The 12490-nt window shown below is 68.0% G+C and carries 9 protein-coding genes; 7 read left to right on the top strand and 2 right to left on the bottom strand.

Going from position 1 to position 12490, the window contains the following annotated elements:
* Positions 1-43: 43 nt before the first annotated feature.
* From HWW87_RS27095 to HWW87_RS27085, 3 genes are all read left to right on the top strand, one after another.
* Positions 44-1105: a LysR substrate-binding domain-containing protein gene (locus HWW87_RS27095; protein WP_175822893.1), complete on the top strand. Its 1062-nt coding sequence runs from the start codon at positions 44-46 to the stop codon at positions 1103-1105.
* 94 nt (positions 1106-1199) lie between these two features.
* A complete protein-coding gene (locus HWW87_RS27090) occupies positions 1200-1439 on the top strand; it encodes a type II toxin-antitoxin system prevent-host-death family antitoxin (RefSeq protein ID WP_175823060.1) in 240 nt (79 codons plus the stop codon).
* Positions 1439-1819: a type II toxin-antitoxin system VapC family toxin gene (locus tag HWW87_RS27085; RefSeq protein WP_175822892.1), complete on the top strand. Its 381-nt coding sequence runs from the start codon at positions 1439-1441 to the stop codon at positions 1817-1819. Before HWW87_RS27090 ends, HWW87_RS27085 begins: the two co-directional genes overlap by 1 nt.
* Before the next feature lie 21 nt (positions 1820-1840).
* On the opposite strand, the gene dapA is transcribed toward HWW87_RS27085, so the two are convergent.
* Positions 1841-2734: a 4-hydroxy-tetrahydrodipicolinate synthase gene (gene dapA, locus HWW87_RS27080; RefSeq protein ID WP_175822891.1), complete on the bottom strand. Its 894-nt coding sequence runs from the start codon at positions 2732-2734 to the stop codon at positions 1841-1843.
* A 451-nt stretch (positions 2735-3185) separates the two neighbouring features.
* On the opposite strand from dapA, the gene HWW87_RS27070 reads away from it, so the two are divergent.
* Both HWW87_RS27070 and HWW87_RS27065 read left to right on the top strand, forming a co-directional pair.
* Positions 3186-4205: a sulfate ABC transporter substrate-binding protein gene (locus HWW87_RS27070; protein WP_175822890.1), complete on the top strand. Its 1020-nt coding sequence runs from the start codon at positions 3186-3188 to the stop codon at positions 4203-4205.
* A gap of 163 nt (positions 4206-4368) precedes the next feature.
* Positions 4369-5337 carry an ion channel gene (locus HWW87_RS27065; RefSeq protein WP_175822889.1) on the top strand — a complete coding sequence of 323 codons (969 nt, stop codon included), beginning with the start codon at positions 4369-4371 and terminating at the stop codon, positions 5335-5337.
* A 32-nt stretch (positions 5338-5369) separates the two neighbouring features.
* Here the strand turns inward: HWW87_RS27065 and HWW87_RS27060 are convergent, their stop codons facing one another.
* Positions 5370-5984 carry a glutathione S-transferase gene (locus tag HWW87_RS27060; protein ID WP_174390246.1) on the bottom strand — a complete coding sequence of 205 codons (615 nt, stop codon included), beginning with the start codon at positions 5982-5984 and terminating at the stop codon, positions 5370-5372.
* Positions 5985-6377: 393 nt separating this feature from the next.
* Between HWW87_RS27060 and HWW87_RS27055 the strand changes: the two genes are divergently transcribed.
* Together HWW87_RS27055 and HWW87_RS27050 are read left to right on the top strand one after the other, a co-directional pair.
* Positions 6378-6935 (top strand): DapH/DapD/GlmU-related protein, encoded by a 558-nt coding sequence (locus HWW87_RS27055; RefSeq protein WP_175822888.1) that lies wholly within the window; start codon positions 6378-6380, stop codon positions 6933-6935.
* Between the two features lie 1901 nt (positions 6936-8836).
* Positions 8837-12409 (top strand): indolepyruvate ferredoxin oxidoreductase family protein, encoded by a 3573-nt coding sequence (locus tag HWW87_RS27050; protein ID WP_175822887.1) that lies wholly within the window; start codon positions 8837-8839, stop codon positions 12407-12409.
* Positions 12410-12490 lie beyond the last annotated feature (81 nt).

Genomic DNA, 12490 nt, shown 5'->3' with positions numbered 1-12490 from the left:
GGAAAGTTTTTGATGAATCGTTCGATAAATCAGGATGATTGAGATGCCCGGACAAGACATTCCGCGCGACGGCGGCGAGCCGCTCGCGGTGGCCGATGCCACGCTGGCGCGGCCCAACTTCGACGTTGCGGCGCTGCGCAGCCTCGTCGCGGGCGTGGATCTCGGCAGTTTCGCGAAGGCGGCCGACCGCGTTGCGCGCTCGTCGTCGGCGGTGAGCGCGCAGATCCGCAAGCTCGAGGAGCAGGCCGGCACGCCGCTGTTCGTGAAGGCCGGGCGCGGGCTCGCGCTGACCGACGCCGGCGACGCGATGCTGCGCTACGCGCGGCGGATGATCGAGCTGAACGACGAGGCGGCCGCGGCCGTGCGCGGCGTGAATCTCGACGGCTGGGTACGGGTCGGGCTGCAGGAGGATTTCGGCGAGGCGATCCTGCCGGACGTGCTCGGGCGGTTCGCGCGCGCGCATCCGAAGGTGAAGATCGAGGCGCGCGTGGCGCGCAATGCCGATCTGCTCGACCGGCTCGATGCGAACCAGCTCGATCTGGCGCTCGTATGGGGCGATCCGGCGTCGGCGGCGCTCGTGTCGCGGGCGGGAATCGACAGCGAGGCGATCGCGCAGGTGCCGATGCAATGGATCGGTGCGGTGGCGGGCGGGGGTTTCGGTGTGCCGGATGGCGGCGGGGATGCGGGTGGGGAGGGCGGGGCGGTGGGTGAGCGCAGGGTGGGCGAAACCGGCGGTCGTGCCATGCATGCGACGGGCGAGCCGTTGCCGCTCGTCGTGTTCGACCGGCCGTGCCGGTTCTTCGGCGCGGCGACCGATGCGCTCGATCGTGCCGGCGTGCCGTGGCGCGTCGCGTTCACGACGCCGAGCCTCGCCGGGCTATGGGCGGCCGCGGCGGCCGGCCTCGGGCTGACGGTGCGCTCGCATTACGGGCTGCCGGCGTCGGTGCGCGTGCTCGATGCGGCGTCGTGCGGGCTGCCGGCGCTGCCCGGCCTGCCGCTGATCCTGCTGCGGCGCACGTCGTCGGCGACCCAGACGGTCGACCGGCTTGCACGGATCGTGACGCAGGCGGTGCGGGGGGCGACGGAGGGAGCGCTTGCAGCGTGATTCCGGAGGTGGCGGGCAGGCCGGTGTCCGAGCGGCTGGACGTTTGGCCTATTGGAGCAACGAGGCGAATGTCGTAACAATGATGGGTCACTCAATGGAGCCCATCATGCAAGTTGCCACTGTCCCCGAAGCCACGCTCGATCTTCAGCGGCTGCTCGATGCCGCGATTGCCGGCGAACGTGTCGTGATCACGCAGAGCGGTAAGCAGTCGGTCCGGCTCGTGCCGCTCAGGCCTATCCATCAATTCGGCGCCCTTGAGGGACAGATATGGATTGCGGACGATTTCGACGCACCGCTTTCCGCCGAAGAGCTGGCCGCGTTCGAAGGGAAGTAATGCGGCTGCTGTTCGATACTCACATCTTTCTCTGGGCGGTGGCGAACGATTCCAGGCTGAGCGCGCGGGCGCGCAATCTGATCGTCGCTGCCGATGAAGTGTTCATCAGCAGCGCGAGCATCTGGGAAGTGGCCATCAAAGCCGGGAAGGGGAAGTTGGACGTCGATGTGGATCGGCTGATCGACAAGATCAAGGCGAACCAATACCGCGAACTGCCCGTTCGGGCCGCACACGGTGCGGCCGTACGTCATCTTCCCCATTACCACGGCGACCCGTTCGACCGATTGCTGGTCGCGCAGGCCTGGTACGAACCAATGGTGCTCATCACCGCGGACGGCCATCTTGCGCAGTATGGCGCGTCAAGAATTTTGACGGTCTGAAACAGTTTCGGGATCGAATCCCTACGCCGCTGCGCCAGCCGACGCGGACGCCTCCAGCTCCGCACAGAGCTTGCCCAGCCGCTCCCGCAACCCCGCGCTCGCCGGCACGAACGGTAGCCGCAACCCGTCCTCGCACCATCCTTGCGCGGCGAGCACGGCCTTCACCGGCGCCGGGTTCGGTTCCGCGAACAGCGCCGCGACGAGCGGCTGCAGTGCGACCGACAGGCGCCGCGCGTCGGCGAGCCGCCCGTCGCGCAGCAGCGCATGAATCCGCACATGCCAGTCGGGCAGCACGTGCGCGCTGCTCGCGATCGCGCCGTGCGCCCCCGCGCACATCGCCGCGAAGTTCTGGTTGTCGTCGCCGGACAGGATCGCGAGCGGCGTGTCGTGCACCAGCCGGCTCATCCGGTCGAGCGTGCCGCCGCATTCCTTGATGCCCGCGACGCGCGGATCGCGTGCAAGCGCCTGCAGCGTGTCCAGTTCGACGTTCACGCCGGTGCGGTACGGGATGTTGTAGACGAGCACGGGCAGGTCGGCCGCGTCGACGATCGTCTCGACATGGCGGCGGATGCCGTCCTGCGTCGGCCGCACGTAGACGGGCGGCGTGACGAGCAGCCCGTCGGGGCGCAGCGCCGCGAGTTCGCGCGCGCGGGCGGCCGCGAAGTGCGTCGCGCTCGCGGTCAGCCCGACGACGATCGGTAGCCCGGGCGCCGCGTCGCGCAGCGTCGCGAATACCGCGTCCTGTTCGCGCGCGTCGAGCAGCACGCCTTCACCGGTCGTCGCGCCCGCGACGAAGCCCGCGATGCCCGCGGCCGCATAGTGGCGCGCGAGTCGCGCGAGCGCTGCGTGGTCGACCTCGCCGTGGTGGAACGGCGTGATGATCGGCAGCCAGATACCTTCGAAACGTGTGTTCATGCAAAGCCTCATGGTGGAAACGGAGTGGGAAGGAACCGTTCCGCCGGCGGCGTGCCGGAGCGAGGCGTGCGTGCAAGGAGAAAGAAACGACCTGCGGGCATCCCGTCCGGCATTCGCCTGACGGGACGCGACGTCCCCGTCAGTCGAGGAGTCGTTTTTTCAGTTTCAGCCCGGCCGCACGCGCACCTGCCGCGACGGCGGCGAGGATCGAGGGCGAGCGCAGGGGAGCGGACATGGATGAACCGTGAGTGGGCTGAGCGGCGATCTTAACACCGGGGCGGCGGCGCGCGCGAGCCCCGGCCGCCGTTTAGCAGGATTCGAGATTTGCTTTCCACGACTGATTGGAAGACCCGCCGCGCCCGGCCGCTAGAATGCCCGCTTACGTTTCGATGACAGCGCGTACGCGTGCGGTCACGCACATTCACCACCACTGGAAACGGGGCATATCACGATGGCAAGCATCAAGGGGATCGGCCGCTGGCTGCACACGGGCGCGGCGGCGGCACTGGTCGTGGCGGCGACGGCCGCGCACGCGGACACGTCGATCCTGAACGTGTCGTACGACGTGACGCGCGAGCTGTACAAGGACATCAACACGAGCTTTGCCGCCGCCTACAAGCAGAAGACCGGCGAGACGGTCGCGCTCAAGCAGTCGCACGGCGCGTCGAGCGCGCAGGCGCTGTCGGTGCTGCAAGGGCTGCAGGCCGACGTCGTGACGATGAACCAGCCGAACGACATCGACCTGCTCGCCGAGCGCGGCCAACTGCTGCCGAAGGACTGGCGCGCACGCTTCCCGGACAACAGCTCGCCGTACTCGACGACGATGGTGTTCCTCGTGCGCAAGGGCAACCCGAAGGCGATCAAGGACTGGAGCGATCTCGCGAAGCCGGGCGTCCAGGTGATCATCGCGAACCCGAAGACGTCGGGCAACGGCCGCTATGCGTATCTCGCCGCATGGGGCTTCCAGAAGCAGAAAGGCGCGACCGACCAGCAGGCGCTCGACTTCGAGAAGGCGATCTTCCGCAACGTGCCGGTGCTCGATTCGGGCGGCCGCGGCGCGACGACGACGTTCACGCAGCGCGGCATCGGCGACGTGCTCGTCACGTTCGAGAACGAGGTCGCGCTGATGGACACGGGCGCCTCGGGCGCGCAGTTCGACGCCGTGTATCCGTCGGCGAGCATCCTCGCGGAGCCGCCCGTCGCCGTCGTCGACAAGGTGGTCGACAAGAAGGGCACGCGCAAGGTCGCGCAGGCGTATCTCGACTACCTGTACACGCCGGAAGCGCAGGAGATCATCGCGCAGCACCATCTGCGCCCGCGCGACGCGACCGTGCTGAAGAAGCATGCGGCCGAGTTCAAGGCGCTGAAGACGTTCAGCGTCGAGCAGGTCTTCGGCAGTTGGGCGAACGCGCAGAAGACCCATTTCGCCGACGGCGGCACGTTCGACCAGGTGATCGTCGACCGGAAGTGATCGCGGCGCGCGCCACGCGCGAGTCCGCATGACGACGCAGCCGGCCGCTTGTGCGGCCGGTTTTTTGCGGCTGCGCGGCGGATTGCCGTTCCGAACCGGCCCGCATTCCCGGCCGCTGCCGCGCGTGCTACGCTCATCGCCTCCCTGCAACCGGCACCGCGCGATGAACGTCGATTCGTCCTCCCCAGCCTCCCGCGGCCATGGCCGCAAGATCTGGTCGGGCACCCGCCCGGTGATCGCGTACGGGATGCCGCCGCTCGGCTGGCGCGACTTCTATCACCGCGCGCTGACGGTGAGCTGGCCCGTGTTCTTCCTGTCGCTCGCGGTGCTGTTCCTGCTGCTCAACGGCGGCTTCGCGATGCTCTACCTGCTCGGCCATGCGCCGATCGCGAACCAGTCGCCGCCCGGCTTCGGCGGTGCGTTCTTCTTCAGCGTCGAGACGCTCGCGACCGTCGGCTACGGCGACATGCATCCGCAGACGGTCTATGCGCACCTCGTCGCGACGTTCGAGATCTTCGTCGGGATGTCGGGCATCGCGCTGGCCACGGGGCTCGTGTTCGCACGGTTTTCGCGGCCGCAGGCGAAGATCCTGTTCGCGCGCTATGCGATCGCGCGGCCGCTGAACGGCCGGATGACGCTGATGGTGCGCGCCGCGAATGCCCGCCAGAACGTGATTGCCGAGGCGCAGGCGAAACTGCGGCTGATGCGCGTCGAAGGCACGCACGAGGGCTACTCGCTGCGCAAGCTTCATGACCTGCCGCTCGTGCGCAACGAGCATCCGATCTTCCTGCTCGGCTGGAACCTGATGCACGTGATCGACGAGTCGAGCGCGCTGTTCGGCGAGACGCCCGAATCGCTCGCCGCGCGCGATGCGTCGCTGCTGATCACGATCGAGGGCTCGGACGAGACCACCGCGCAGGTCATGCAGGCGCGTCATGCGTGGGCGCATGGCGAGATCCGCTGGCGCCACCGCTATGTCGACCTGATGCACGACGAGGACGGCATCACGCACATCGATTACACGCATTTTCACGACGTCGTGCCGATCGAGGTCGATACCGACGAGCGCGGTTCGCCGGGCGTGGTGATCGACGCGGGCGCGTCGGCGCCGGGGCCGGCCGCGCAGGCGTGAGCGAGGGCGGCGGGGCGCCGCCTCTTCACGCGTCACGCGTGCAGCAGACGCGCCGCTTCGCGCTGTTCGATCGCAACCGCGCGGCGGAACGCGTCGCGGTCCTCGGCGCGCGCGACGTAGTCGCCGAGCACGCCTTCGTGCGGCAGCAGATGCGCGTCGAACGCGATCTTCAGCGTGCTGGCGAGCAGCAGGTCGGCCGCGGTGAAGCGCTCGCCGACGAGCCAGCGGCTGTGGGCGAGCGCTTGCGCGAGGGCGCGCTGCACGCGTGTGATGTTGCCCCAGCCGAACGCGACCGGGTTGCTCGACGCGCCGGTGAATTTCTCGGCCATCGCCGGTTCGAGGCAGGTCGGCGTGAAGAACATCCACTGCAGGAAACGGCCGCGCAGCGGATCGTCGGGCGCGATGCCGAGCCCGGCGCCCGGGCAGCGGTCGGCGAGATAGAGCAGCACGGCGCCCGATTCGGCGAACGGGGCGCTGCCGTCGTCGAGCGCGGGCAGCTTGGCCATCGGGTTGACCTGCACGAACGCATCGCTGCCCTGTTCGTGCGAGCGCAGGTCGATCGGCACGAGTTCGTACACCACGCCGATTTCCTCGAGCATCCACAGCGCCCGGAATGCCCGGGTCTTCGGCCAGTAGTAGAGCTTCATCGCGCCTCCGCGTTTGGATGCAGGTGTCGATCCGGTGGATGCTCAAGCGTACCCGAGCGCAGGAGGTTCGGACAGGGGCGCCCGGCTAGGGGCGCCCGGCTGGGGCGTTCGATTCGGTTGCATGCGGTGAAGCGGGCGAAATGCGCCGTGAAGCCTTATGTGACGGTGGTTCAATAAATAACTAGTTATATGAAAACTAGTTATAAAAAAAATCCAGAAAATCCCAGCGGAAACCGGCATCACTACAATGTGCCCGGCCCATCCCGCAATATCCGCGCACACGGCAACGCAATCGCCCGCCCGCCCGCGATCGCCAACGCCAACGCCAACGCCAACGCCAACGCCAACGCCAACGCATCACGCAACCCCGCACTCACCGGAGACAAGTCACGCATGGCAAACGACGATCGCACCACGATCATTTCGCGCGGAACACCCGAATCGGCGGCCATGGTGGCCGAGATCAAACGGGCGATGGCGATCGCCGCGCGGCTCAACCGGCTGACGTTCGACGATGCGGCGGACGTGCGCGCATTGTTCGGTGAACTGATCGGCACGCAGGTGGACGACGGCTTCGTGCTGATCCCGCCGTTCCATGCGACGGGCGGCACCGGCATGAAGCTCGGGCGCAACGTGTTCGTCAACCAGAACTGCACGTTCTACGATCTGGGCGGACTCGAGATCGGCGACGACGTGATGATCGGCCCGAACGTCAGCCTCATCACGTCCGGTCATCCGGTCGAGCCTTCGCGGCGGCGCGACTGCGTGGTCGCGAAGCCGATCGTGATCGAGCGGAACGTATGGATCGGTGCGGGTGCGACGATCATCGGCGGCGTGACGATCGGCGAGAACGCGGTCGTCGCGGCCGCGGCCGTCGTCACCCGGGACGTTCCGCCGAATACGCTGGTCGGCGGCAATCCGGCGAAGATCATCCGGTCGATCGCGGAATAACGTCGCCCGGGCGCGCGCCGGCGCGATAAAACCCCGGGGGGAGGGATGTGGACAACCCATCGCCACAGCCACTCGAAACGCTGTGCATTTGAACGGTGAGTGTGCCGCCGAGGCCCATCGGACAAGCCTTTCCGGCTTTTCCTGGTTGTCGCGCCCGAGTCGTCCGTCGAGCGGCAGATGAAGATCCGGTCGCGCGCCCGGTTGTGGATATCCGGGCCTCGAAACGACTCGGCGCCCTGTGGTTTTCACAGGTGAGGATGACCGGATGCTGCGCGATACATGAAGCGGGTTGTGGACAACTCGCGGCAAGACGAAGCGAAATGCTGTGAAATTCAATGGTGAGTGTCGCCCCCGATCTGGCGGCGCGCCTGCACCAGCGCGGGTTTCCGGCCGTTGCCGCGGTTCGGAGCGCCGCGCATTCTAGCCGAATGGCGCGAGTGCGTGGCCACTACACGCGCGCCCCGCGACGTCGATATCCGGCTCCGGCCCCAATCGAAGGGCCGTGCATTCTAACGGTGAGTGCCGGTGCGTGGTTCGCAACGTGCGGATTTCGACGCACCTATCCGCTTTCTCCAGCGACTCGGCGCGCCGTGCAATTCAATGGTGAGCGTGAGCCTGCGATCGGCGCGCAGCCCGTCAGGATGCGGCCGTTCGACCGCCGAAGCCGCGCGAAACGGTGTTCCTGTCAGGCCCGGGCGCAAGGTTGCGAGCAACGACGACGCACGTGTCCGTGTGGATATCCGTCCGTGGAAACGACTCGCGGCACTGTGTATTTCGACGGTGAGCATCAGCGCCCGATCGGGTGATGAGCCGCTTCCGGTATGGATTGCCAGCCATCGGCGTCCTTCGAAACGCGCCTCTGCTATCGATCAGAGAGCGCTCGCCCATGTGGATATCCGGCCCGCCCAATCACTCGACGCGCTGTGGTTTTCAACGGTGAGGGTCCGCGCATGGCCGGGAGGCAACGCGGATCCGGGCATGGACAACTGACACCGCGGCCAGACGAAGCCCTGTGTATTTCGATGGTGAGAGCGAGTCGGCGATCGCGCGGCCTGCGTGTTCAGACGCGGATATCCGGCCCGCCCAATCACTCTGAGTGCTGTGGTTTTCAACGGTGAGGGTCCGCGTATGCCCGGGAGACAACGCAGATCCGCGCGTGGACAACTGCCACCGCAGCCAGTCGAAGCCCTGTGAATTTCAACGGTGAGTGCGGGACGGCAGGCGCGTGGCATGCGCGTTCGGACGGGGATATTCGATCGGGAAGCCCACTCTCGACCCTGTGTATTCGAAGGGTGAGAGTGAAAGTCGGACCGACGAAACGCGCGGTGTCCGACGTGGATATCCGCCACCGGCATCCACTCGCCAAGCTGTGAATTTCAACGGTGAGCGTCGCGGCCCGAGCGCCCCGCATGCCGATTCCGGACGTGGACATCCCGGCCCCGACGCCACTCGAAATGCTGTGCAATCGAACGGTGAGCGCGCGAGCCCGATCGGCCGAAGGGTGCGGCATTGTGGACATCCGTCGCCGCCGACCAATCGGAACGCTGTGCATTTCAACGGTGAGGGTGACGGCCCGATGCCGCCGAAACCCTTGTCGGACGGGGTTCGAGAGCCGATCGCCGGGCAGGCGGCAGCCCTGGCGACCTGCACCGCCTTTTCCGCCAAACCACCCGACCGCCCCGACGCGCCACCCATCGCGCGCCAGCACCCCGCGCGAGAACTCTCTCAAATCCCGGCAAAAAGCTGCGCAGTTTTTCTCGCTGCGCGCCGGTCCGAGCAAGATGAGGAAAAACATTCTCGGCTGCGCGCGAAAAAATAGAGCCATTCGCTGCCGGCACCCTGCGTCATCCGACGCTCCGCCGCGCACGGCCCAGAACAGCACAATCCGGAGACTTCCCCCCATGACCGCCCGCCTGCCCGTCGACGGCCCGCCTGCCCTGTCCGACTACCGCCTGACCGACAACCTGACCGCGACGCGCGGCCGGATCTTCCTGACCGGCACGCAGGCGCTGGTCCGCCTGCTGCTGATGCAGCGCGCGGTCGATACCGAACAGGGGCTCGACACGGCCGGCTTCGTCAGCGGCTATCGCGGCTCGCCGCTCGGCATGGTCGACCAGCAGCTGTGGAAGGCGAAGAAACTGCTCGACACGAGCGGCGTGCGCTTCCTGCCCGCGATCAACGAGGAACTCGGCGGCACGGCCGTGCTCGGCACGCAGCGGGTCGAGGCCGACCCCGAGCGCACGGTCGAGGGCGTGTATGCGATGTGGTACGGCAAGGGCCCGGGCGTCGATCGCGCGGGCGACGCGCTGAAGCACGGCAACGCGTACGGTTCGTCGCCGCACGGCGGCGTGCTGGTCGTCGCGGGCGACGACCATGGCTGCGTGTCGTCGTCGATGCCGCACCAGAGCGACTTCGCGATGATGGCGTGGCACATGCCGGTCGTGAACCCGTCGAACATCGCCGACATGCTCGAATTCGGCCTGTACGGCTGGGCGCTGTCGCGCTACTCGGGTGCGTGGGTCGGCTTCAAGGCGATCTCGGAAACGGTCGAGTCCGGCTCCACCGTCGACCTCGATGCATTGCAGACGCGCTGGCCGGCGCCGGAAGGCTTCACGCCGCCCGCGGGCGGCCTGCACAATCGCTGGCCCGACCTGCCGAGCCTCACGATCGAGGCGCGCCTCGCGGCGAAGCTCGACGCCGTCCGCCATTTCGCGCGCGCCAACAGCATCGACAAGTGGATCGCGCCGAGCTCGCACGCGAACGTCGGCATCGTCACCTGCGGCAAGGCGCACCTCGACCTGATGGAAGCGCTGCGCCGCCTCGATCTGACGGTCGCCGATCTTGACGCGGCCGGCGTGCGGATCTACAAGGTCGGCCTGTCGTATCCGCTCGAAATGACGCGCCTCGAGACCTTCGTCGACGGGCTCGCCGAAGTGCTGGTGATCGAGGAGAAGGGCCCGGTCATCGAGCAGCAGATCAAGGACTACCTGTACAACCGCACCGAAGGCGCGCGCCCGCGCGTGCTCGGCAAGCACGACGCGGCCGGCGCGTGCCTGCTGTCCGAGCTCGGCGAGCTGCGTCCGTCGCGCATCCTGCCGGTGTTCGCCGCCTGGCTCGCGCGGCACAAGCCGGCGCTCGACCGCCGCGAACGCGTCGTCGATCTCGTCGCGCCGCAGATCCTGTCGAACGAGGCGGACGCGGTGAAGCGCACGCCGTACTTCTGCTCGGGCTGCCCGCACAACACGTCGACGAAGGTGCCGGAAGGCTCGATCGCGCAGGCCGGCATCGGCTGCCACTTCATGGCGTCGTGGATGGAGCGCGACACCACGGGCCTGATCCAGATGGGCGGCGAGGGCGTCGACTGGGCCGCGCACGCGATGTTCACCAACACGAAGCACGTGTTCCAGAACCTCGGCGACGGCACCTACTTCCACTCGGGCATCCTCGCGATCCGCCAGGCGGTCGCCGCGAAAACGAACATCACGTACAAGATCCTCTACAACGACGCAGTCGCGATGACGGGCGGCCAGCCGGTCGACGGCAGCATCTCGGTGCCGCAGATCGCGCGGCAGGTCGAGGCGGAAGGCGTGTCGCGCTTCGTCGTCGTGTCGGACGAACCGGAGAAGTACGACGGCCATCACGGGCAGTTCCCGACCGGCACGACGTTCCATCACCGCAGCGAACTCGACGCGGTGCAGCGCGAATTGCGCGAGACGCCGGGCGTCACCGTGCTGATCTACGACCAGACCTGCGCGGCCGAGAAGCGCCGCCGCCGCAAGAAAGGCGAATTTCCCGACCCGGACAAGCGCCTGTTCATCAACGACGCGGTGTGCGAAGGCTGCGGCGACTGCGGCGTGCAGTCGAACTGCCTGTCGGTCGAGCCGCTCGAGACGCTGCTCGGCCGCAAGCGCCGCATCGACCAGTCGTCGTGCAACAAGGACTATTCGTGCGTGAACGGCTTCTGCCCGAGCTTCGTGACGGTCGAAGGCGCGGCGCTGAAGAAGGCGGCCGGCGCCGCATTCGACGAGGCGGCGCTCGCCGCGCGCGTCGACGCGCTGCCGGTGCCGGCGACGCATCTCGACGCGGCGCCGTTCGACATGCTCGTGACGGGCGTCGGCGGCACCGGCGTCGTGACGGTCGGCGCGCTGATCAGCATGGCCGCGCACCTCGAAGGCAAGAGCGCGTCGGTGCTCGACTTCATGGGCTTCGCGCAGAAGGGCGGCTCGGTGCTGTCGTTCGTGCGGATCGCGTCGAGCGACCGCTGGCTGAACCAGGTGCGCATCGACACGCAGCAGGCCGACGTGCTGCTCGCGTGCGACATGGTCGTCGGCGCGAGCGCCGAAGCGCTGCAGACGGTGCGTCACGCGCGTTCGCGGATCGTCGTCAACACGCACCGGATCCCGAACGCGTCGTTCGTGCAGAACCCCGACGCGAACCTGCATGCGGATGCGCTGCTCGAGAAGATGCGCCACGCGGCCGGCGACGGCTACCTGTCGAGCTGCGACGCGCAGGCGCTCGCCGCGAAATTCCTCGGCGATTCGATCGGCGCGAACATCCTGATGCTCGGCTACGCGTGGCAGCTCGGCCTCGTGCCGGTGTCGCTCGCCGCGATGATGCGCGCGATCGAGCTGAACAATGTCGCGGTGCCGATGAACAAGCTCGCGTTCTCGATCGGCCGGATGGCGGCTGGCGACGCGGCGGGCCTCGACGCGTTGTGGAACGCGCGGCATGCGGTGGCCGCCCACGCCGCGCCGGAGACGCTCGCCGAGCTGATCGCCGATCGCGAAGCGCGCCTCGATGCATACGGCGGCGCGCGCTACGTCGAGCGCTACCGGGCGCTGGTGAACGCGGCGCGCGCGAAGGGCGACGATACGCTGACGCGTGCGGTCGCGACGACGTTCTACCGGCTGCTCGCGGTGAAGGACGAATACGAAGTCGCGCGGCTGTACACGGACGACGCGTTCCGCACGGCGCTCGAAGCGCAGTTCGAAGGCGTGCCGGGCCACGCGTACCGCGTGAAGTTCAACCTGGCGCCGCCGACGGTCGCGAAGGCCGGCAGCGACGGCGGCACGCCGAAGAAGCGCGTGTTCGGCCAGTGGATGTGGCCGGTGCTCGGCATGCTGGCGCGCGTGCGCAGCCTGCGCGGCACGTGGCTCGATCCGTTCGGCCGCACCGCGGAGCGCAAGATGGAGCGCGCGCTGGCCGACGACTACGAGACCACGCTCGCGCGTGCGTTCGCCGCGATGACCCCCGGCAATGCGGCGCAGGTCGTGCAACTGGCCGATCTGCACTCGCGCGTGCGCGGCTTCGGCCACGTGAAGGTGCGCAACCTGGCCGGCGTGAAGCGCGCGGAACGCGAGCTCGCGTTGCAGCTCGGCATCGACGCGGCGACGAGCGCGGCCGTGCAGCACGCACTCGACGAGATGAAGGGCGCAGGGATGCTGAAGGGGATTCCGGTCGTCGTCGCGAAGTAGCGCGAACGCGGGGCGCGGGCGCGGTGATCCGCGCCGGCAAGCCGGCGCGGCAACGGGGCACCGCGTCACGCGAGGGGCTGG

It is taken from the genome of Burkholderia sp. BCC0419 (assembly GCF_902830285.1).
In the GTDB taxonomy this organism is placed as follows: Bacteria; Pseudomonadota; Gammaproteobacteria; order Burkholderiales; family Burkholderiaceae; genus Burkholderia.
The sequence above is the reverse complement of the archived record's forward strand: the minus strand, read 5'-3'. Positions and strand labels throughout refer to the sequence as shown.

Bases quoted from the DNA above. Each gene is read 5' to 3' on its own strand.
- HWW87_RS27070 (WP_175822890.1), top strand. From the start codon at position 3,186: ATGGCAAGCATCAAGGGGATCGGCCGCTGGCTGCACACGGGCGCGGCG.
- HWW87_RS27090 (WP_175823060.1), top strand. From the start codon at position 1,200: ATGGAGCCCATCATGCAAGTTGCCACTGTCCCCGAAGCCACGCTCGAT.
- HWW87_RS27055 (WP_175822888.1), top strand. From the start codon at position 6,378: ATGGCAAACGACGATCGCACCACGATCATTTCGCGCGGAACACCCGAA.
- HWW87_RS27065 (WP_175822889.1), top strand. From the start codon at position 4,369: ATGAACGTCGATTCGTCCTCCCCAGCCTCCCGCGGCCATGGCCGCAAG.
- HWW87_RS27060 (WP_174390246.1), bottom strand. From the start codon at position 5,984: ATGAAGCTCTACTACTGGCCGAAGACCCGGGCATTCCGGGCGCTGTGG.
- HWW87_RS27095 (WP_175822893.1), top strand. From the start codon at position 44: ATGCCCGGACAAGACATTCCGCGCGACGGCGGCGAGCCGCTCGCGGTG.
- dapA (WP_175822891.1), bottom strand. From the start codon at position 2,734: ATGAACACACGTTTCGAAGGTATCTGGCTGCCGATCATCACGCCGTTC.
- HWW87_RS27085 (WP_175822892.1), top strand. From the start codon at position 1,439: ATGCGGCTGCTGTTCGATACTCACATCTTTCTCTGGGCGGTGGCGAAC.
- HWW87_RS27050 (WP_175822887.1), top strand. From the start codon at position 8,837: ATGACCGCCCGCCTGCCCGTCGACGGCCCGCCTGCCCTGTCCGACTAC.